The sequence below is a fragment of the Massilia sp. IC2-477 genome, assembly GCF_020707265.1.
GTDB lineage: Bacteria > Pseudomonadota > Gammaproteobacteria > Burkholderiales > Burkholderiaceae_D > Telluria.
On record NZ_JAJFEQ010000009.1, the window covers coordinates 66,631 to 85,271 of the forward strand.

Consider the following 18,641-nt stretch of genomic DNA (forward strand, 5'->3'; position numbering starts at 1 on the left):
GCGCACGGTGCGGCTACTGGTTGACCTTCCCGGGCAGCGTCAGCTTGCCCGAGGCGATCTTGAAGACGTCGGCCACGCACAGCAGCGGATTGTGGACGCTGGCGTTCACGCGCAACACCGCGGTGACACCGTCGAAGGACGCGCCCTCGACCGCGCCGATGTCGTCGAAGGGCACGCGCACTTCGAGCGACTGTCCCTTGAAGACCGGACTCCAGGCCGGGCTGTCGATCAGGATCGGCAGCCCGGGCCAGGTCTTGGGCAGCCGCGGCTTGGTCCCGGGCGGAATGTCGACGACCTTGAGCGCGTCCTTGCCGCAGGCGTCATCCTTGGTCAGCACCACCCAGTGCGAATGCCACAGGTTGCCGTCGTTGGCGCGGTCGCCATCGCCGTTTTCGTCGTACAGCGGGGTGTCGTCGAAATCGGGGTGGGAAGTCACCGCGAAGGCAAGGATGCCGCTCTTCTGTTCGAAGCCGACCACGTAGGGATCGATGGTGGTCGGCCAGACGTAGGAAAACACGGCGCTGCCGCCCAGCTTGCCGACCTTGGTCGGATAGGACTTGCCCGCCTTCCCGGACACGGCAACGTGGAAGATGGCGACATTGCCCTCGGTCGTGATCTTTGTGTGGAACAGGTCGAAATCGGCTTTCACATGCCTGGTGGCCGGGGTCAGTATGCCGCCCTTGTGTCCTTCGTGCGCTGTCGCGGCAGGCACGAAGGCGGCGGAGGCGGCCGCCAGGGCGATGCAAAGGGTGGTGTGCGCTTTCATGGATTCTCCTGTTGTGGGTGCTGTCGCCATGGACATCGAGGGCAAGCTTAGGCGCGTCGGCGCCGGGTGGATGTGAAGACATGTGAGGAAATGTGCCGCCCGGCCGCTCCCTGGCGCGCGCCGCGCCCGCGGGACCCTGTTCACCGGGCCAGCCGCCTGCTTGACGGGGGCGGACGGCAGCAGCACATGCCAGTCCCTGCAAATCACCAGGCTTCACAAGGATTCACTCACCCTTGTCCGGCAGGGGCCCTAGTATCGAAGCCAGGGCCGGATGTGCCGGCCACCAGCCGATGCGAAGGAGAGCCGATGAACATCAAGGATGCAGTCGTGGTCGTGACGGGAGCGAACCGGGGACTCGGCCTGGCGTGGAGCCGGCTGCTGCTGGAAGCGGGCGTGCGCAAGGTCTACGCCTGCGCACGCGATCCCGGCAGCGTGTTGCAGGCTGGCGCCATTCCGGTAGAACTCGACATCACCCGGCCCGGGCAGGTGGCGCGTGCGGCACAGACATGCGCGGACGCCACCATCCTCGTCAATAACGCCGGCATCGTCAGGGGAGGTGCGCTATTCGGCGGCAATGCCACGGTCAGCCTGCGCCAGGAACTGGACACCAACCTGTTCGGCACGCTGGCGATGTGCGAGGCCTTCGCGCCGGTGCTGGCTGCCAACGGCGGCGGCGCCATCGTCAACGTGCTCTCGGTGCTGAGCTGGATCAGTATTCCGGGCGGCGAGACCTATGCCATGTCCAAGGCGGCTACCTGGTCCATGACCAACGGCGTGCGCAACGCCTTGCGCGCGCAGGGCACCCAGGTGCTCGGCCTGCATGTCGCCTTCATGGATACCGACATGACCGCAGGTATCGACGCACCCAAGGCCTCGCCCGAAGACGTCGTCGCACAGGCGATTCAGGCGCTGGAAGCGGGACGCGAGGAAGTGCTGGCGGACCTGCCGACCCGCCAGGTGAAACAGGGGCTGTCGCTCGACCCGGGCATCTACCTCCAGACCCCGGGATGAGCGGCGCGCACACAACATTTTCATAAGGAGAACATCATGCAGACTGACAGCCCATTCCTCGCCAATCCCATGCGGCGCCAGATCGTGGTCGGCGGCGCCGTCGCCATCGCTTTGCCCCTACTTGGGCTGGGCGGCTGCGCCGCCGTGAACCAGGGCCAAGGGGCTTCCAGGCGCGAAGCGGCCAGCTTCACCACGCGCGACGGTGTGTCGATCTACTACAAGGACTGGGGCAGCGGCCAGCCGATCGTGTTCTCGCACGGCTGGCCGCTCAGTTCCGACAGCTGGGAATCGCAGATGATCTTCTTCGCCAACCAGGGCTACCGCTGCATCGCCCACGACCGGCGCGGCCATGGGCGCTCCAGCCAGCCCTGGGACGGCAACGACATGGACCACTACGCCGACGACCTGGCCCAGCTGCTCGAGCACCTGGACGTCAAGAACGCCGTGCTGTTCGGCTTTTCCACCGGCGGCGGAGAGGTGGCGCGCTACATCGGCCGCCATGGCACCAAGCGGGTGGCCAAGGCCGGCCTGATCTCGGCCGTGCCGCCGCTGATGGTCAAGACCGAGAGCAACCCGGGCGGCCTGCCGATCTCGGTCTTCGACGGCATCCGCGCCGGCCAGATCGCCGACCGCTCCCAGCTCTACCTCGACATCCCCAGCGGCCCCTTCTTCGGCTTCAACCGCCCCGGCGCCAAGGTCTCGCAGGGCCTGATCCAGTCCTGGTGGATGCAGGGCATGATGGGCGGGCACAAGAACACCTACGACTCGATCAAGGCTTTTTCCGAGACCGACTTCCGCGACGACCTGAAGAAGTTCACCATCCCGACCCTGATCATCCATGGCGACGACGACCAGATCGTGCCGATCGATGCGGCGGGCCGTGCTTCGGCCAGGCTGATCCCGCATGCGAAGCTGATCGTCTACCCGGGCGCCCCGCACGGACTGACCGACACCCACAAGGACAAGGTCAACGCCGACATGCTGGCTTTCGTCAGGGGCTGAAGCCTTCCGCACCAAGGCGCCCGCCATGCCAGAGACGGCCCACACCTCCAGCCTGTCGTTCCGGATCACCCGGCTCGTGGTGCTGCTGGCGCTCGCCTCGGCCGCGCTGGCTGCCACAGCCGTGCTGTATCTACTGGACCAGCGCATGCGAAGCGCAGCCGGCGAACAGCAGCTCGCGCTGTTGAAAACGGTCGTGGCCTCGATCGACCTGCAGCTGGAAGCCAGGCGCTCGCTCCTGCGGGTAGTCGCCGAGCGGGTGGCGGCGGATGGCGCGCGCTCGCAGGACAGGGCCGACCTGCTGAAAGACTACCACTCCTTGAGGAGCGAATTTTCCAGCGTGCTGCTGTTCGACGGCGGCGGGCGTGTGCTGTCCAGCCTCGCGCATCCGGATGCCGTCGGACAGCGCGCTACCGGGATGGACAGCCAGCTGCGCGAGCTGTTCAGCAGCGGGACGGGAGCGGCGTCGCGCGTACAGCTGAACGGGAGCGTACGCATGCCTGCGCTGCTGATCCTGGAACCGGTGCGCGGCGCCGGCGGCGCGGTTCGCTACGCGCTGGCCGGCAGCGTCGACCCGCAGGGCGCCCGCATCGGCGGGCAGCTGGACGCACTTGCCCCCGGCCAGCGTGGCTATTTCTTCATTATCGACCTGGCCGGCACGATCTTGCATCACCCCGACAAGCGCCGCATCCTGACGCAAGCGAGCGATGCCTGGCTGCGGGGGGCGTTGACGGGCTTCGAGGGCAGGCGGGAAGGTGTCGACGAGCGCGGCGAGCCGGCACTGCTCGCCTACAAGCGCCTGCGCGACCTGCCATGGATCGTCGGCGCCGTCCATCCGCTCGACGATGCGCTTGCCGGTGCGGTTGAAGCCAGGACCAGCGCCTGGTTCGCGGCAATGCTGGTCGCCATCGGCTCCGGCATCGCAGGCCTGGCCATGGCACTGCGCATTCTGCGCCCGTTCGACGAACTGCACCAGCAGGTCAGCGACATCGAGCGGGGCACGGCCGACGTCGACGAGCTCGACACCCGTCGCCAGGACGAGATAGGAACGCTGGGCCGGGCCTTACATGCGGTCGCGCGCAAATGCGCCGCGGCCGAGGACAAGCTGGCCAGGCTGGCCTTCACGGATGCGCTGACCGGCATTGCCAACCGCCGCATGCTCGAAGAAGCGCTCTCGCATGCGCTGGCCCGAAGCCGCCGCGCCGGGCGGATGGTGGCGGTAGCCTACCTGGACATCGATCACTTCAAATCCATCAACGACACCATGGGCCACCAGGCGGGTGACGCGGTACTGGTCGAATTTGCTGCGCGCCTGACGACCGCCGTCCGGGCCCACGACACGGTGGCCCGGCTCGCGGGCGACGAATTCATGGTCGTGTTCGATGGTGTGGCAGGCGTGGCGGAGGCGGAAGAAGCGGCCAGGCGCATCCTGGACTGCGTCCGGGGGAGCTTCGCCTACGGCAGCCGGAAGCTTCATGTGACTACCAGCATCGGTGTGGCGCTTCAACTGCCCGATGCGGCGCAGGGGGCGATGGAACTGATCGGGCGGGCCGATGCCGCCCTCTACCGTGCCAAGCGCAACGGCCGTAACCGGTACATGATCGACGCGGCAGAGGAAATCGCACCGGCGATCCCACATGCCGCGAGCTCGCGCAAGGTAGCGATGTCGTCGACTTAAGGAATCTGATCGATCAATTTGATCGATACGGGCCCGCATCCTAGCTTTTACCTATGTGCTGCACTCCGCAGCCCTTCACTGAAAGGAAGCATCATGGCCATCTACCAGGCAGACCAGGCGGCAAGCTGTTTCGTTACCGTAGGCGGCGACAGCATCGCTTACCGCAAGATCGGCGCCGGCAGCCCGCTGCTGCTCACCAACCGCCTGCGCGGCACGCTCGATACCTGGGATCCGCTGTTTCTGGAAGGCCTCGCGCAAGAGCACACCGTCATCACTTTCGACTACCCCGGCGTCGGCTATTCCGGCGGCGTCCTGCCGACCGATCTCGACGCGCTCGGCCGCCTGGTCATCGGCCTTGCCGACGCGCTCGGCCTGGACCGCTTCGCCATCGGCGGCTGGTCCTGGGGCGGCATTGTCGCGCAGGTCGTCGTGACCGACCACCCCGAACGCCTGACGCAAGCCGTTATCATGGGCGCCAACCCGCCCGGCAAGAACGAGATCCCGATCCAGCAGGCCTTTCTCGATCGCGCCCTGAAACCGGTGAACGACCTGGCCGACGAGGAAGTGCTGTTCTTCGTTCCGGATTCGCCGCGCAGCGTGGCGGCTGCCCGCGCATCGCACGAGCGCATCCATGCCCGTCCCGGCGTGGTCGACCGGATCCCGTCGACCATGCCCGAGTTCATGCGCTATTTCAAGGCGGTCGAAGGCTTCCGCAGCGATGAGGAAGACCGGCGCGGGGCACTTGCCGGCACGAGCGTTCCCATCCTGCTTCTGTGCGGCGACCATGACATCAGCGCGGCAGCGGGCAACTGGTACCCGATGATCGGAGCGTTCCCCAGAGCCCAGTTGCTCGTGCTGGGGGATGCCGGCCACGCCCCGCAGCATGAATACCCGGAGCTCGCGGCACGCTATATCAACACCTTCCTGGACGCCGGCACCAGCTGAGAACAGGCAAGCCGCGCTGCCAGTGCACGGCCATCACCCATACGCCACCCCCGATCGAGCCTAGCGCGGGTCCGATCCGGCCGCTAAGCTGGTCTTCGAGCCCTCCTTCAATGCCGGCGCTTGCGATGCACCGGCGGGACGGGTGCTTCTAGACGGGGGATGATCATGGCAAGCGGCATGCAACTACAGGGAAGCTACGCCTTCCTGGATTTCGAACTGGTTCCGGCCCGGCGCCGGCTGCTCAAGGGAGAGCTGGCGGTCGCAATCGGCGACCGTGCGTTTGATCTGCTGGTGCTCTTCGCCAGCCGGCCGGGCGAGGTATTGAGCAGCGAAACGCTGATGCGGGCGGTATGGCCGAATTCCGTGGTGGAGGAGGTCAACCTGCGGGTCCAGGTCGCCGGGCTACGTCGACTGCTCGGCGGCGAAGCCCGGCCCTGCATCGCCACCGTTCCGGGACGTGGCTACTGCTTTACGGCGCCGGTACGGCGCCTCGAACCCATGCTTCTGCCCGAAGCGGTGTGCCGGTGGCGGCATGAGGCTCTGGCATGAATGCGGCGGGCATCGAGGCGGTTCCGGACAAGGCGCCGCTGCTCACCTTCGGTCGCTTCCGCCTCGACACCGCGCGCGGACTGCTGTACCGTGACGATGCGCCGCTGGCGCCGGGAGGCCGCGCGCTCGAGCTCTTGCTGGTGCTGACGCAGCGCGCCGGCGAAGTACTCGGCCACCGTGAACTCGAACGCGCAATCTGGGCGCAGGAGGTCGACGCCAGCAACCTGCGCGCGCAGGTGGTCCGGCTCCGCAGGGCGCTCGACGACGGCGCGGAGGGACGGCACTACATCGCCAACGTGGCCGGACGCGGCTACGCCTTTGTCGGCCCGATCGAACGCATTTCCGCCTGAACCAGGCGGTTCAGGCAAGGATGCGCGCCAGATCGGCTGCCAGGCGGCGGCACTGCTCCGGCTCGATCCGGGCGGTGGTGATACGCAAGCCGCCCGCCGGCGCGCCGAGCGCGAACGCATCGCCATGGCGCACCAGCCAGCCCACCCGGGCCAGGGCCTGGGCTGCTTCGCGGTCGCCCGCAGGCATGGGAACCCAGAGGTTCAGCCCATCGCCGTCCCCGGCGCAAGCGATGCCCTCGGCGAGCAAGGCGGCTTCCAGCGCCTGGCGCCGCCGCACGTAGTCGGCGCGCGCGCCTTCCAGCAGGCGGATGTTGTCCGGATCAGTGACGGCCGCTTCCACCACGTCCTGCAGCAAATGGCTGACCCAGTTCGTGCCCGGCGCCAGGCGCTGGCGCAGCTGGCGCGCGCTCGAGGCGTCGCTGGCGACCGCGGCCACCCGGATGTCCGGCCCCAGCAGCTTGGAGAACGAGCGCACCAGTGCCCAGCGGCCCGCATTGCGCGGAAGGACCGAATGGTAGTCGTGCTTCGACAGCAGCGAGAAATGGTCGTCGACGATGACCAGCACGTTCGGATGCCTGGCCAGCACCCGGGACAGGGCCCGCGCACGTTTGCCGCTCAGGCTGCAGCCGGTCGGGTTGTGCGCGCGCGGCGTGAGGATCACCGCCCGCGCCCCTTGCGCAAGAGCGGCTTCCAGCGCCTCCACCTGCATGCCTTCGCCGTCCACGGGTACGCCCAGCGCCCGCAGTCGCGCGTTGCGCAGCAGGTTGATGCTGCTGAGAAAGCACGGGGTTTCGACGGCCACGGGATCGCCCGCCATCAGCTCGAGGGCCAACAGGCGCTCGATGGCATCGACCGCGCCGTGGGTCAGGTCGACCTCGAAAGGCGTGGGACAATCCGGGGCGAACCAGCGGCGGACATGGCTTTCCAGCGTGGGGTTGACGGTCGGGGCGCCATACAGGCGCGGCTGGTAAGGCCGGGCCCCGAGGGCTGCACCGAGGTCGGGCAGCCAGGCCGGGTTCGGATTGCCGTCGGCCAGGTCGACCAGCGGTGTTTCCGCCGCCGCCCCTTCCTGTTCGCCGCCGCGCCACGGATCGCGGATGATGGTGCCGAGCCGCCCCTGGGTGAAGGCGATGCCCGAGGTCACCAGGCGCCGGTAGGCGCTCGCCACCGTATTGCGGTTGACGCCCAGCGCGACGGCCAGCTCGCGCACGGGCGGCAAGGAGTCGCCGGCGCGCAGTTGGCGCGCCTGGATCATGCTGCGCACGCATTCGAAAATTTCTGAGGCAGTCTTGCCTTGGATGTTCATACGCTCCTGTGGCGGGGTGGCTGGGCAGCGCGCATTCTGCCACAGCAGTCCAGGCTCAGCGCAGCAATCGCACCACCCGGCAGCCGATTTCGTCGATTTCCGCCTCGCTGCAGACCAGCGGCGGAAGCAGGCGGATCGTGCTGCCCCGGCTGACGGTGATGAGCAGGCGCTCCTCGTGCAGCGCGCGTTCGACCAGTTCGCTGCAGTTCCGGTCGAGCTCGACCGCGACCATCAGGCCCTGGCCGCGGATGGCGACCAGGCCCGGCGCCTGCGCCAGGCCTTCGCGCAGCCGGGCCAGCAGGCGCTCGCCCAACAGCGCGGCGCGGCAGGTCTTCGCGTTCCATGATATCGATGACCGTGCAGGCAACACGGCTGGCAAGCGGGTTGCCGCCAAAGGTGGAACCATGGGTCCCCGGCGAGAACAGCGCCGCCGCCTCATCCCGCGCCAGGCAGGCCCCGATCGGGATGCCGTTGCCAAGCCCTTTCGCCAGGGTGATCACATCCGGAACGATGCTGGCATGCTGGAAGCCGAACCAGGCCCCGGTGCGGCCCATGCCGGTCTGGACTTCGTCGATCATCAGGAGCCAGCCATGCCGGTCGCACTCCTCGCGCAAGGCGCGCAGATAGTCGGGCGAGGCCGCGCGCACGCCGCCTTCGCCCTGGACCGGTTCGACCAGCACCGCCACGATGTCGGGCGTAGCCTGCGCGGCCGCGCGCACTGCGGCGATATCGTCGTAGGGCACTCTGGTGAAGCCGGGCATCAGCGGCTCGAAACCGCGCTGGACCGCCGGATTGCCCGTGGCCGCCAATGTCGCCAGCGTGCGGCCGTGGAAGCTGTTTTCCATGACCAGCACCTGCGGCTGGGCGATCCCGCGCCGCCCCGCGTGCAGGCGCGCCAGCTTGAGCGCAGCTTCGTTGGCTTCCGCGCCGGAATTGCAGAAGAAGGCGCGTTGCATCCCCGAGATCCGGCACAGGCGGGCGCCGAGACGCTCCTGCCAGCCGATGCCGAACAGGTTGGAAGTATGTAACAGCAGCCAGGCCTGCTCGGCGATCACGGTCGCGATCTCGGGGTGGGCGTGCCCAAGGTTGGTCACCGCGACGCCCGAGATGGCGTCCAGGTATTCGGTGTCGTCTTCGTCCCAGAGCCGCGCCCCGGCGCCGCGTGCGAAGGATACCGCCTGGCGCGCATAGGTCTGCATCAGGTAATGGTCCTGCTTGCTCATCCGAGGTCCTCCAGCGTCGCCGCTTCGAACACCGGCTCGCTGCTGACCAGGCGCATGCCGGCCGGGCCGCTCTCGATCAGGCGGCGTTCGTCGCGGGCAGCGAGATACTCCAGACGGTACTCCCGGGCCGCGCCGAGCAGGGCGGCGAGCTCCCTGGCAGCGTCCCGCGCCCACGGTGTGGCCGATTCGAAATGCCCCAGCAGCTTGCCGTGGCGCCAGATATTGATGCGGTAGACAGACATGATGATTCCTTAAATGAAGAAAAAGTGGCGACTGGGCTCAAGCGGTTTCTGCTTGGTCGAGCCATGCGCTGAAGACGGCACTGGAGCCGGCCGCCAGTCGCGCCTGCGCTGCCTGCGCCGCCTCGCGCAGTGCGCTTGGTGCGATGCCCGCCTGGCCGAGTTCGCAGGCGTGGCCGAGCAGCCAGCGTTCGATGCGGGCGGCGTCCGCCTCGAGGTGGAACTGCAGGCCGAGTACCTGCTTGCCGAGAGCGAAAGCCTGGTTCGGGCAAGTAGCGGTGGCGGCGAGGCGCACAGCGCCTGGCGGAATGTCGAACTGGTCGCCATGCCAGTGGAGCACCGGACAGTCCCCAAGCAAGGCCAGGGGCGAATTCTCGCTTTCCGGCATCAGGGCCAGCGGCGCGAATCCGATTTCCTTGACCCCCATCGGATACACAGGTGCACCGCAGGCGCGCGCAATCAGTTGCGCACCCAGGCAGATCCCGAGCAGGGGACGGCCGCTTGCCAGGCGCGCGCGTACCAGGGCGAGCTCGCCTTCCAGGAACGGATAAGCGTCGTCGTCAAAGGCGCCGATCGGACCGCCGAGGACCACCACCAGCTCGGGTGCGGCCGCTTGCGCTAGCGGCATGGCGTCCACGGCCGGATCGAGGTAGCGCACGGCATAACCGCGCTGCGCAAGCAGCGGCTCGAGCGTGCCGAGGTCTTCGAAATGAAGGTGGCGGATGACGAGTGCGGTCTTGTTCATGGTAGGGCTCCTGGAAGAGGGGGGCGGCGCTGCGGCAAGCAGCAAGGTGCGTTTCGCGAACGGTCTGTAAATGTCCTAGGACAAAAATTATCGCACAGCTTTTCCGATGCTGCTGGCGCAGCTCCATCCGCTAAATGGTGTGAAGAGTGTGCATGGAAGCGTTGCCGGGTGAGCATGGCCCGGCACGTCTGGACTATGCTGCAAGGACAGGCGGCGATCGGCCTGGGGTACAGGATCAGGAGAACCGTGATGAAAAATCTTCAAACAGCCTCACCGGACGACGTCCGCTGGGTTCCTGCGCTGTTGCGCAACAGGGATCAAGGCGAGGACGCCCTCGACGAAGCCCTGAGCGATTCCTTTCCAGCGAGCGACCCGGTCGCACTGTCCATTACGGCGATCGACGTGCGTGCGACGGCCTGCGCGCCACTGGAGGATTGAAGCATGGCCGGTGCCGGCACAGCGGTGCGCGTCGTGCTGTGCGGCTGCGCGCTGGCATGCGCGCTCGCGCCGCCGGTTCGCGCCGCCAGCCAGTCCGCGTCGTCGCGGCTGCCGGATACGATGGAGGCGCGAGTCGCGGCCTGCATTGGATGCCACGGCAAGGCCGGGCGCGGGGTGGCGAACGTCTATTTCCCGCGCCTGGCGGGCAAGCCGGCCGGCTACCTGTATCACCAGTTGCTGGCCTTCCGCGACGGGCGCCGCAAGTACGTGCCGATGAACTACCTGCTCGCCTATCTGCCGGACGCCTATCTCTACAAGATGGCGCAATACTTCGCAGCCCAGGATCCGGGTGCGTTTCCACAGGCCGCACCGGCGCCGTCCGGGCAGGCGCTGGAGGCCGGACGACGCATCGCCACGGGGGGCATTCCCGAGCGCGGCGTACCGGCCTGCGCCAGTTGCCACGGCGACGAGCTGGCGGGACGCGAGCCCGGCATTCCCGGCCTGCTCGGCCTGCGCGCCGACTACCTGAGCGCGCAGCTGGGCGCCTGGCGCTACGGAGTGCGCACCGCGCTCGCGCCCGACTGCATGCAGCTGGTCGCTGCGCGCCTGGACGAGGCGGAAGTGGCAGCCGTATCGGCGTGGCTCGCCTCGCGTCCCGTGACGCGGACGCGCCCGACGCCGCGCACCGGCCGGGCCCTGCCTCTGCCCTGCGGCGGCCAGGACGCGCCGCTGCCGGTGCCGCGGCCGTGACGCGCGTGCGCGGCGCGCTGCGCGCCAGCGTCCCGCTGCTGGCGTTCGCGGTCCTGGCCCCGATCCAGGCGCAGGCGCCGGCGCAGGTCTCGCAAGCCGGGCGGGCGAGCGCCGCCTTGGTCGAGCGCGGCAAATACCTGGCCCAGGCGGGCGACTGCATTGCCTGTCATACGGCGCCGGGCGGCAAAGTGTTTGCGGGTAACCGCGCCATGCCCACGCCCTTCGGCACCTTGTATGCGCCGAACATCACGCCCGACCCGGCGACCGGGATCGGCAGCTGGAGCGCGGACGACTTTTTCAGGATGATGCGCAGCGGCCGCTCGCGCAATGGCGAGCTGCTGTACCCGGCAATGCCCTTCGCCAGCTACACCAAGGTGACGCGCGCGGACAGCGACGCGATCTTTGCCTACCTGCGCTCGGTGCCCCCGGTGCGCCTGAAGTCCCGCGGGCACGAGCTGCGCTTCCCCTATAACAACCGCTCGCTCCTGATCGGCTGGCGCACCCTGTACTTCAAGGAAGGCGAGTACGTCCCGGACAGGACCAGGTCGACCGAGTGGAACCGCGGCGCCTACCTGGTGCAGGGACTCGGCCACTGCGCGATGTGCCACACCCCGATCAACGCCCTGGGCGGCTCGTCCCAGGAGCGCGCCTTCCAGGGCGGGCTGATCCCGATGCAGAACTGGTATGCGCCGTCGCTCACCTCGAACAAGGAAGCGGGGCTGGGCACCTGGGAGATCCAGGACATCGTCGACTTGCTGCAGAAGGGGATCTCCAGGCGCGGCACGGTGTACGGCCCGATGGCCGAGGTCACCTATAACAGCCTGCAGTACATGAGCGATGCCGACGTGCGCGCGATGGCCGTGTACCTGAAGAGTCTGCCTGCCGACCGGCCGGTCAATGCCGACCCGGCCGCGGCGCCGACGCGCGCCAATGTCGCCCAGCAGTTCAGCCGGGGACGCCGGGTCTACGCGGCGCAATGCGCCAGCTGCCACGGCGCCGATGGCCGCGGCATGCCGCCGCACTACCCGCCGCTGGCGGACAACCAGTCGATCACCATGCGCTCGGCCGTCAACCCGATCCGCATGGTGCTCAATGGCGGCTACCCGCCCGGGACGCGGCGCAACCCGATGCCCTATGGGATGCCGCCTTTTGCCCACGAGATGTCGAACGGCGACGTGGCGGCGGTCGTGACCTATATCCGCACGGCCTGGGGCAACCGCGGCGCGGCGGTGACGGCGCAGGAAGTGGATGCGCTGCGCGCCGCCACCGTCGAATGAGATCGAAACACATGGCCTTGGGAGAGACTGCATGATCGTCGAATCGTTGGACAGCGATGGCAGCGCCGACCAGGCGCGCGTGGACGCAGTCGTGGCGCAGGGGCCCTACGGCGCCTTCGCCGTGGCCGGGGCGGCGGTCGTGATCGTGCTGGCGATCTGGCTGGCCTTCTACGTGCTCGTGTTCCTGGCACGGATGGGTGGCTGAGATGGCGGATACGCTGGATCCGGCGCGGCCTGCCGCCGGCGAGACGGTCGCCCACGCCGCCGAGGTGCGCTGGGCCCTGCTGGTGGGGGCGATCATCGCCTTCCTGCTCGGGATGATCGTCTACATGAGCCTGCACTGGGCCGCCATGCCGCCGGTGCGCACCGAAACCATCGATCCCGCCACCCTCCACCTCTCGGGCGAGTTCGTTGAAGCAAACCTGGGAGCGGCGCTGGAGGATGACGGCAGCGTGACGGTCCGCCTGCTGGCCAACCAGTATTCGTTCACGCCATCTTGCCTGCTGCTGCCCGCCGATACGCCGGTGCGGATCCGGGGCACCTCGGCCGACGTGGTGCACGGCTTTTCCATCTCCGAGGGCAACGTCAATGTGATGCTGGTGCCGGGCTACGTGTCGAACTTCGAAGCGCGCTTCGCCCGCACCGGCGAGCACCTCATGCCATGCCACGAATACTGCGGGACCGGCCATGCCGCCATGTGGGCGCGCGTGCGTATCGTCGGCAAGGCGGACTTCGCGCAGCGCGCGCATGGCGGAAGGAGGGTGAGCTGTGTCGGGCAATGAGACGAGAAGGCTGGTGCTGGCCCACTTCTGGGTCGCTTTTGCTGCATTCCTCGGCGCCCTGGTGCTGGGCGAATGGCAGATGTATATCCGCAGCCCGCTGCGCGCATGGATCGGCGCCCCGGAGTTGTACTACCGCGCCGTCACCGCGCACGGCTCGGCGATGGGCTACGTGTTCCCGACCCTGGTGGCCATGGGCTTCGGCTATGCCATCGTCGAGCTGGCGCTGAAGCAGCCGCTGGCGGGGCGGCGCTGGGCCTGGACGGGTTTCTTCCTGGTGGTGCTGGGCACGGTGACGGCCATGGTGCCGGTGTCGCTGGGCCTGGCGACGGTGCTGTACACCTTTTATCCGCCGCTGGTCGGCAATGCCTTCTATTACATCGGGCTGGTGCTGGTGGTGGCCGGGTCCTGGATCTGGGTGGCCTTGATGTCCTTCAACCTCAGGCTGTGGCGCCGGGAGAACCCGGGCGCGACCGTGCCCCTGCCCATGTTCGCCAACCTGGCCGGGGCCTACCTGTGGGCATGGACCTCGCTCGGCGCGGCGATCGAGATCCTGTTCCTGATCCTTCCGGTCGCGCTGGGCTTCAAGGCCAGCATCGACGCCGGCCTCGCGCGTGTGTTCTTTTCCTGGACACTGCACGCGATCGTCTACTTCTGGCTGATGCCGGCCTACATCGCCTATTACACCCTGGTGCCGCGCGCGATCGGCGGGCGCCTCTACAGCGACAAGATGGCGCGCATCTCCTTCGTGCTCTTCCTCGTATTCTCGATGCCGATCGGCGTGCACCACCTGTTCCAGGACCCGCAGGTCGGCGCCGGCATGAAGTTCCTGCACGCGGTCTTCACCGGCATGGTCTCGGTGCCGACGCTGCTGACGATCTTCACGATCACGGCCTCGGTCGAGATTGCGGGAAGGCTGCGCGGCGGCACTGGAGTCGTTGGCTGGGTCAAGCGCCTGCCCTGGAAAAACCCGATGATGCTGGCCATTGCCTTTTCCTTTGTCCTGCTCGGCTTTGGCGGAGCGGGCGGCCTGATCAACATGAGCTATCAGCTCGATTTCGCCGTTCACAATACCCAGTGGATTACCGGACACTTCCACCTGATTTTCGGCGGCGCCATCGTCATCATGTATTTTGCCCTGGCCTATGACCTGTGGCCGCACCTGACCGGCAGGCCGCTGGCGGCGAGCCGCCTGATGCGCATCCAGCTGTGGCTTTGGTTCACGGGAATGATCGTACTGACATTCCCCTGGCACCTCACCGGCATCCTGGGCATGCCGCGCCGGATGGCCTATTTCGACTACGCCCACCCGGCGCTCGCGCCGCAGGCGCTGCCGGTCATCCTCAGCGTCTGCGGCGGCTTGGTGCTGGTGGTCTCGGGCTTCCTGTTCATCCTGATCCTGTTGCGCGGCCATCGCGGCGCGCAGGTCGCGCCACCGGCGTTTCGCTTCAGCCTGCCGGTGCACGCCGCCGGCGTGCTGCCGCCGGCCTTGAACGGCTTCCGCCTGTGGCTGGCGCTGATGGTCGGGCTGTCGCTGGTGAACTACGGCTACCCGATCGCGCAGTTGATGATGCTGGAGCAGACCTCGGTGCCCGCCGTCCCGGTGGGGGCGCCATGAACACCTTCTCCTTGCGCAACCCATGGTTCGTGTGGAGCGTGGCGATCGTGGCGGCCATCGCCTGCGCCGCCGCGCTCGTGGGCATGGTCTGGGTGCCGCGCGCGCATGCGCGCGCCGCCATGGAGAGCTTGTGGGAATCGGTCTGCCGGGCAGCCGGTGTGCCGGCAGCCTACCGTCCGGCTGCGCTGCCGGAGACCGCGCACGGCTACCCTAGCGGCGTCATCGTGCATGCGGCCATGATGGCGGGGCCGCAGGGTGCGTCAAGGGGCAGGGGGGCGACCCTGGCGATGGGCTGCACCATGTGCCATGGTGCGCGCGGCACGGGTTCGGGCGGTGCTCCGCATCTTGCCGGGCAGGCGGCATCGAGCACCTACAAGCAGTTGCGCGACTTCGCATCCGGCCATCGACCCAGCGCCGTCATGGGGCCGCTGGTCCTGGACTTGAGCGACCAGGACATGCGCGACCTGGCCGCATACTATGCATCCCTGGATCGCGAGCATGCCGCGAGGCCGCATGCGGGAGCAGGCGACAGCCCGCGCCTGGTGAAGAACGGCGACCCGATGCGGGCGATCGGCGCCTGTGCCTCCTGCCATGCCGTGAGCGCGGCGCGTCCGGCCACCCCGGTGCTCGACGGCATGCCCGAAACCTACCTGGCCGCCCAGCTGCGCGCATTCCGCGACGGCAGGCGTGGCAACGATCTGCACCGCCAGATGCGCAATGCCGCCCACGGGCTGAGCGACGGAGAGATCGTGGCGCTCAGCCGCTACTACGCTGGCAGGTAGGCGCTGCGTGCGGCGGGATCAGTCGGCCGCGTTACGGGTGGGCAGCATACTTTGCAGAACGCCGTCGCGGTCCACCAGATGGTGCTTCACCGCCGCCGCCACGTGTCCCACGACCAGCAGGCCGATCGTCCATGACAGCCACTGGTGCACCATCTTGGCCAGGCCGTAGAATTCCGGCGCCGGCGCCACCAGGGGCGGTAGCTTGAACAGGCCGAGCAGCATGATCGGCTTGTCGGCCACCGAACTCCACATCCAGCCCGACAGCGGCAACGCGACCAGCGCGAACGCGTACAGCGCGATGTGGGCGGCGTGCGCCGCCTTCCGCATGCCCGGCGACATCGAAGAGGGCAGGGGCGGCGCGGGATGCTTCCAGCGCCACACGATACGCAGCAGCGTCAGGAACACGACCGTGCTGGCAAGCGCCTTGTGCACGATGGTCAGCTCGTGGTGCGCATTGAGCGTGTCGCGGAAATGCACGGCGACGAAGCCGATGATCCAGGCCGCGATCCAGATCAGGGCCATCAGCCAGTGCTGGAACTTGGATACAGGATGGTAGCCTTGGGTGGCAATGCGGCGGGCGGGATGGGACATGGCTGGCGGTTTCGTTCGGAATGCGGGACGGGCCGATGCCGGCGCCCGGTCGCGGCGCCGCGGCATCGGCTGCGGGATTACTGCTTGACGGCTTCGACGGCGATGGTCAGGGTGACTTCGTCCCCGACGTAGGGCGCGTACTTGCCGTTGTTGAATTCGCTGCGCTTGATCTTGGCGATCGCATTCGCGCCGCAGGCGTCCTTCTTCAGCATCGGATGCGGCATGCAGTGGAAGGAGCTGACTTCCAGGCGGACCGGCTTGGCGACGCCCTTGATGGTCAGCGTGCCGTCGACCGAGGCCAGCTTGTCGCCGGCGAAGTTCAGCTTGCTCGACTTGTAGGTGATGGTCGGGTACTTCTTGGTATCGAAGAAGTCCGCCGCCTGCAGGTGCTCGTTGAAGACCGGGAAGCCGGTATTCACGCTGGTGGTGTCGATGGTGACGTCGATCGCGCCGGACTTGGCGGCGCGGTCAATGACGATGGTGCCGCTGGTCTTGTCGAAACGGCTGACCTGGTTCGAGTAGCCGAAGTGGCTGTATTCGAAGCGCGGGAAGGTGTGCGAGCCGTCGATGATGTAGGTTTCCGGCGCGGCCAGGGCAGTCGCGGACATGGCAGCGGTCAGCAGCAGAAGAGCGATTTTTTTCATGATGGGTCCTCGGTGTCGATAGGTGAAGCCGGCGTGTGGTACAAGTTGACCGGGCAAGGACCGCAGTATGCCTTGATTGCTAAGCAGAAAAAAAGCGGAAAATTTACCGTTATATGTTCGAAATTTTCGATTGTTGTTTCGCAGCCAAGCTCAGGGACCCATCGGTGGATCGGCCGTTCATTCATAGGCAAGGTCTGCCGTCAGCCGCAGGCGCCAGCGGGTACCTTGGCCTGGCGCCGTGACCAATAGCAGGATGGCGCCCAGTTCGGCCGCACGCGCGCGCATGCCGGGGATACCCCAATGGCCCGGGCGGCCGTTCTGCAGGCTGGCGCCGATGCCCGCGCCGTCGTCGGCAAGATCCAGTTCAAACTCCTGCTCGCCGTAGCGCAGTAGGACATCGATATGGCAGGCCCCGGCGTGCTGGAACGCGTTGCGTACCGCTTCGCGTCCGATCGCCAGGACTTCGTCCAGCACCGGTGCCCGCAGCTTGCGCGGCTGCCCCTCCACTTTCAGGGAGAACGCACTGGTGTGATGGACGGACAGGCGCCGCGCATGGGAACCCAGCAGGGCGGCCAGGTCCATGTTTTCAACGGAAGAGCGCATGTCGCCGGCCTTGTCCCGGCTTTCTTCCAGCACCTCGGTCGCCAGCGCCAGCGCTTCCTGCATCAGGGGACGGGTCGGGGCATCGTCGGGCGTGCGGAGCGCGATGCGGTGGAAATGCATGATCAGGCCCTGGACCGACTGCAGCACGCTGTCGTGCAGGTCGCGCGCGATACGCTCGCGTTCGGCAAGGCGCGCTTCGAACACGCGCTCGCGGCGCCGCAGCGCAACACGCAGGCAATATCGGTGCAGCGCGACGGCGCCCAGCAATGCAGCCCCAGCCAGGATCCATGCGCTCGCTCTCATGACATGCCTTTCGGGAGGGATCAGGAAGTGCCACCCGGGAAGTCTGGCACATGCGCGGGCATTCTTTGTTAAAGCTTGTGAACTCGCCGGCGCCGCCGACCAGCGCCTTAGAGCGCCTAACAACTCCCCCGATGGCCGCGTTGCATCGTCTCGCCGTACTAGCGTACTGTCTTCGACGATGCGCCTTGCCCTCGGGGTTTTGTTAGGCGCTCTTAGTCGAGTATGCCGCGGCGCAGCGCGATCACCACTGCATGGGTGCGGTCGCTGGCCTGCAGCTTCTGCAACACGTTGCTGAGATAGCTCTTCACAGTCTCCTCTGCGATGCCGAGTTCCTGGGCGACACCGCGGTTGCTGCGCCCCTTGGCCACCAGTGTCAGCACGTCGCGTTCGCGCGGAGTCAGTTGCTCCAGCCGCGAGGCATTCAGCACGTGGGCCAGTTCAGGGGACAGCACCCGGCGACCGTGCAGGGCCGAACGCACGGTGTCGGCGACGCCCGCACACAGCGTACTCTTGAGAACGTAACCGCAGGCGCCGGCTTCCAGTGCGCGCTGCACCTGGCCGTCGCCGGCGTAGGTGCTCAGCGCCAGGATGCAGGCCTGCGGATCGGCCTTGCGGATCGCCTGTATCGCATCGATGCCTCCGCAGCGCGGCATCGCCAGGTCCATCAGGGTCACGTCGGGCCGGTGCTGCCGATATTGCTCCTGGGCGGCAAAGCCGTCGTCCGCCTCGGCCACGACGAGGATGTCGGGCGCCTCCTCCAGCACGCCGACAATGCCGCGGCGCATGAGCGGATGGTCGTCGACGACCAGCACCCTGATCTGCGCAGGCGAGTCGGTCATCGCTCCTCCTTGCCGCTGGATGCGGTCGACACTGTAAAAGCGAAAAAGCTGTTCATGGCAGGGCAGGGCCGAGGATCCCGTGCAGGTTGGCGGTCATCCCTGCATTATGCAGAAACGGCACGGCAAATCAATCCGCCGCCGTCGACACCAGGCATGAAACGGATTGCCTTGGTAAGGAAAAAAACCTGGCCGCGCGAACGTGGCCA

21 protein-coding genes and 1 pseudogene are annotated in these 18,641 nt (G+C 67.5%); 13 read left to right on the top strand and 9 right to left on the bottom strand.

Going from position 1 to position 18,641, the window contains the following annotated elements; all coding sequences use genetic code 11:
- Positions 1 to 13 precede the first annotated feature (13 nt).
- Positions 14 to 766: a hypothetical protein gene (locus tag LK542_RS18240; protein WP_227813017.1), complete on the bottom strand. Its 753-nt coding sequence runs from the start codon at positions 764 to 766 to the stop codon at positions 14 to 16.
- Positions 767 to 1,072: 306 nt separating this feature from the next.
- On the opposite strand from LK542_RS18240, the gene LK542_RS18245 reads away from it, so the two are divergent.
- The 6 genes from LK542_RS18245 (at position 1,073) to LK542_RS18270 (ending at position 6,298) form a co-directional block, all read left to right on the top strand.
- A complete protein-coding gene (locus LK542_RS18245) occupies positions 1,073 to 1,777 on the top strand; it encodes an SDR family oxidoreductase (RefSeq protein WP_227813018.1) in 705 nt (234 codons plus the stop codon).
- A gap of 36 nt (positions 1,778 to 1,813) precedes the next feature.
- A complete protein-coding gene (locus tag LK542_RS18250) occupies positions 1,814 to 2,779 on the top strand; it encodes an alpha/beta fold hydrolase (protein WP_227813019.1) in 966 nt (321 codons plus the stop codon).
- A 25-nt stretch (positions 2,780 to 2,804) separates the two neighbouring features.
- Positions 2,805 to 4,454, top strand: a complete 1,650-nt coding sequence (locus LK542_RS18255; protein WP_227813020.1) for a GGDEF domain-containing protein — start codon at positions 2,805 to 2,807, stop codon at positions 4,452 to 4,454.
- A 93-nt stretch (positions 4,455 to 4,547) separates the two neighbouring features.
- A complete protein-coding gene (locus tag LK542_RS18260) occupies positions 4,548 to 5,399 on the top strand; it encodes an alpha/beta fold hydrolase (protein ID WP_227813021.1) in 852 nt (283 codons plus the stop codon).
- Between the two features lie 159 nt (positions 5,400 to 5,558).
- Positions 5,559 to 5,948 carry a transcriptional regulator gene (locus tag LK542_RS18265; protein WP_227813022.1) on the top strand — a complete coding sequence of 130 codons (390 nt, stop codon included), beginning with the start codon at positions 5,559 to 5,561 and terminating at the stop codon, positions 5,946 to 5,948.
- Entirely contained in the window at positions 5,945 to 6,298 is a 354-nt protein-coding gene (locus LK542_RS18270) for a winged helix-turn-helix domain-containing protein (RefSeq protein WP_227813023.1), read from the top strand. The genes LK542_RS18265 and LK542_RS18270 overlap by 4 nt, the downstream gene beginning before the upstream one ends.
- A gap of 10 nt (positions 6,299 to 6,308) precedes the next feature.
- Here the strand turns inward: LK542_RS18270 and ptsJ are convergent, their stop codons facing one another.
- The 4 genes and pseudogenes from ptsJ to LK542_RS18290 form a co-directional block, all read right to left on the bottom strand.
- Positions 6,309 to 7,604, bottom strand: coding sequence for a transcriptional regulator PtsJ (gene ptsJ, locus LK542_RS18275; protein ID WP_227813024.1), 1,296 nt, complete (start codon positions 7,602 to 7,604; stop codon positions 6,309 to 6,311).
- 55 nt (positions 7,605 to 7,659) lie between these two features.
- Positions 7,660 to 8,827, bottom strand: a pseudogene (locus tag LK542_RS18280) (aspartate aminotransferase family protein).
- Entirely contained in the window at positions 8,824 to 9,069 is a 246-nt protein-coding gene (locus tag LK542_RS18285; protein WP_227813025.1) for a cytoplasmic protein, read from the bottom strand. Before LK542_RS18285 ends, LK542_RS18280 begins: the two are co-directional and overlap by 4 nt.
- A 37-nt stretch (positions 9,070 to 9,106) precedes the next feature.
- Complete coding sequence (locus LK542_RS18290) at positions 9,107 to 9,811, bottom strand: glutamine amidotransferase (RefSeq protein ID WP_227813026.1); 705 nt, start codon at positions 9,809 to 9,811, stop codon at positions 9,107 to 9,109.
- 249 nt (positions 9,812 to 10,060) lie between these two features.
- On the opposite strand from LK542_RS18290, the gene LK542_RS18295 reads away from it, so the two are divergent.
- The 7 genes from LK542_RS18295 (at position 10,061) to LK542_RS18325 (ending at position 15,455) form a co-directional block, all read left to right on the top strand.
- Positions 10,061 to 10,249 carry a hypothetical protein gene (locus LK542_RS18295; RefSeq protein ID WP_227813027.1) on the top strand — a complete coding sequence of 63 codons (189 nt, stop codon included), beginning with the start codon at positions 10,061 to 10,063 and terminating at the stop codon, positions 10,247 to 10,249.
- A gap of 120 nt (positions 10,250 to 10,369) precedes the next feature.
- Complete coding sequence (locus tag LK542_RS18300) at positions 10,370 to 10,999, top strand: c-type cytochrome (RefSeq protein WP_227813028.1); 630 nt, start codon at positions 10,370 to 10,372, stop codon at positions 10,997 to 10,999.
- 62 nt (positions 11,000 to 11,061) lie between these two features.
- Positions 11,062 to 12,276: a c-type cytochrome gene (locus LK542_RS18305; RefSeq protein ID WP_227813151.1), complete on the top strand. Its 1,215-nt coding sequence runs from the start codon at positions 11,062 to 11,064 to the stop codon at positions 12,274 to 12,276.
- A gap of 31 nt (positions 12,277 to 12,307) precedes the next feature.
- Positions 12,308 to 12,481: a hypothetical protein gene (locus tag LK542_RS18310; RefSeq protein WP_227813029.1), complete on the top strand. Its 174-nt coding sequence runs from the start codon at positions 12,308 to 12,310 to the stop codon at positions 12,479 to 12,481.
- Between the two features lies 1 nt (position 12,482).
- The gene (locus LK542_RS18315) at positions 12,483 to 13,058 is read left to right on the top strand and encodes a cytochrome C oxidase subunit II (protein ID WP_227813030.1); all 576 of its coding nucleotides are present in this window, start codon (positions 12,483 to 12,485) and stop codon (positions 13,056 to 13,058) included.
- Between the two features lie 13 nt (positions 13,059 to 13,071).
- Entirely contained in the window at positions 13,072 to 14,673 is a 1,602-nt protein-coding gene (locus LK542_RS18320) for a cbb3-type cytochrome c oxidase subunit I (protein WP_227813152.1), read from the top strand.
- Positions 14,670 to 15,455: a c-type cytochrome gene (locus LK542_RS18325; RefSeq protein ID WP_227813031.1), complete on the top strand. Its 786-nt coding sequence runs from the start codon at positions 14,670 to 14,672 to the stop codon at positions 15,453 to 15,455. The genes LK542_RS18320 and LK542_RS18325 overlap by 4 nt, the downstream gene beginning before the upstream one ends.
- An 18-nt stretch (positions 15,456 to 15,473) precedes the next feature.
- Here the strand turns inward: LK542_RS18325 and LK542_RS18330 are convergent, their stop codons facing one another.
- The 4 genes from LK542_RS18330 to LK542_RS18345 form a co-directional block, all read right to left on the bottom strand.
- The gene (locus tag LK542_RS18330; protein WP_227813032.1) at positions 15,474 to 16,046 is read right to left on the bottom strand and encodes a cytochrome b; all 573 of its coding nucleotides are present in this window, start codon (positions 16,044 to 16,046) and stop codon (positions 15,474 to 15,476) included.
- Between the two features lie 77 nt (positions 16,047 to 16,123).
- The gene (locus LK542_RS18335; protein WP_227813033.1) at positions 16,124 to 16,690 is read right to left on the bottom strand and encodes a YceI family protein; all 567 of its coding nucleotides are present in this window, start codon (positions 16,688 to 16,690) and stop codon (positions 16,124 to 16,126) included.
- 177 nt (positions 16,691 to 16,867) lie between these two features.
- Complete coding sequence (locus LK542_RS18340) at positions 16,868 to 17,596, bottom strand: sensor histidine kinase (RefSeq protein WP_227813034.1); 729 nt, start codon at positions 17,594 to 17,596, stop codon at positions 16,868 to 16,870.
- A 212-nt stretch (positions 17,597 to 17,808) separates the two neighbouring features.
- Entirely contained in the window at positions 17,809 to 18,435 is a 627-nt protein-coding gene (locus LK542_RS18345) for a response regulator transcription factor (RefSeq protein WP_227813035.1), read from the bottom strand.
- Between the last annotated feature and the right edge of the window lie 206 nt (positions 18,436 to 18,641).

Coding starts and splice junctions, on each gene's coding strand:
- LK542_RS18240 (WP_227813017.1), bottom strand. CDS start 766: ATGAAAGCGCACACCACCCTTTGCATCGCCCTGGCGGCCGCCTCCGCC.
- LK542_RS18245 (WP_227813018.1), top strand. CDS start 1,073: ATGAACATCAAGGATGCAGTCGTGGTCGTGACGGGAGCGAACCGGGGA.
- LK542_RS18250 (WP_227813019.1), top strand. CDS start 1,814: ATGCAGACTGACAGCCCATTCCTCGCCAATCCCATGCGGCGCCAGATC.
- LK542_RS18255 (WP_227813020.1), top strand. CDS start 2,805: ATGCCAGAGACGGCCCACACCTCCAGCCTGTCGTTCCGGATCACCCGG.
- LK542_RS18260 (WP_227813021.1), top strand. CDS start 4,548: ATGGCCATCTACCAGGCAGACCAGGCGGCAAGCTGTTTCGTTACCGTA.
- LK542_RS18265 (WP_227813022.1), top strand. CDS start 5,559: ATGATCATGGCAAGCGGCATGCAACTACAGGGAAGCTACGCCTTCCTG.
- LK542_RS18270 (WP_227813023.1), top strand. CDS start 5,945: ATGAATGCGGCGGGCATCGAGGCGGTTCCGGACAAGGCGCCGCTGCTC.
- ptsJ (WP_227813024.1), bottom strand. CDS start 7,604: ATGAACATCCAAGGCAAGACTGCCTCAGAAATTTTCGAATGCGTGCGC.
- LK542_RS18285 (WP_227813025.1), bottom strand. CDS start 9,069: ATGTCTGTCTACCGCATCAATATCTGGCGCCACGGCAAGCTGCTGGGG.
- LK542_RS18290 (WP_227813026.1), bottom strand. CDS start 9,811: ATGAACAAGACCGCACTCGTCATCCGCCACCTTCATTTCGAAGACCTC.
- LK542_RS18295 (WP_227813027.1), top strand. CDS start 10,061: ATGAAAAATCTTCAAACAGCCTCACCGGACGACGTCCGCTGGGTTCCT.
- LK542_RS18300 (WP_227813028.1), top strand. CDS start 10,370: ATGGAGGCGCGAGTCGCGGCCTGCATTGGATGCCACGGCAAGGCCGGG.
- LK542_RS18310 (WP_227813029.1), top strand. CDS start 12,308: ATGATCGTCGAATCGTTGGACAGCGATGGCAGCGCCGACCAGGCGCGC.
- LK542_RS18315 (WP_227813030.1), top strand. CDS start 12,483: ATGGCGGATACGCTGGATCCGGCGCGGCCTGCCGCCGGCGAGACGGTC.
- LK542_RS18325 (WP_227813031.1), top strand. CDS start 14,670: ATGAACACCTTCTCCTTGCGCAACCCATGGTTCGTGTGGAGCGTGGCG.
- LK542_RS18330 (WP_227813032.1), bottom strand. CDS start 16,046: ATGTCCCATCCCGCCCGCCGCATTGCCACCCAAGGCTACCATCCTGTA.
- LK542_RS18335 (WP_227813033.1), bottom strand. CDS start 16,690: ATGAAAAAAATCGCTCTTCTGCTGCTGACCGCTGCCATGTCCGCGACT.
- LK542_RS18340 (WP_227813034.1), bottom strand. CDS start 17,596: ATGAGAGCGAGCGCATGGATCCTGGCTGGGGCTGCATTGCTGGGCGCC.
- LK542_RS18345 (WP_227813035.1), bottom strand. CDS start 18,435: ATGACCGACTCGCCTGCGCAGATCAGGGTGCTGGTCGTCGACGACCAT.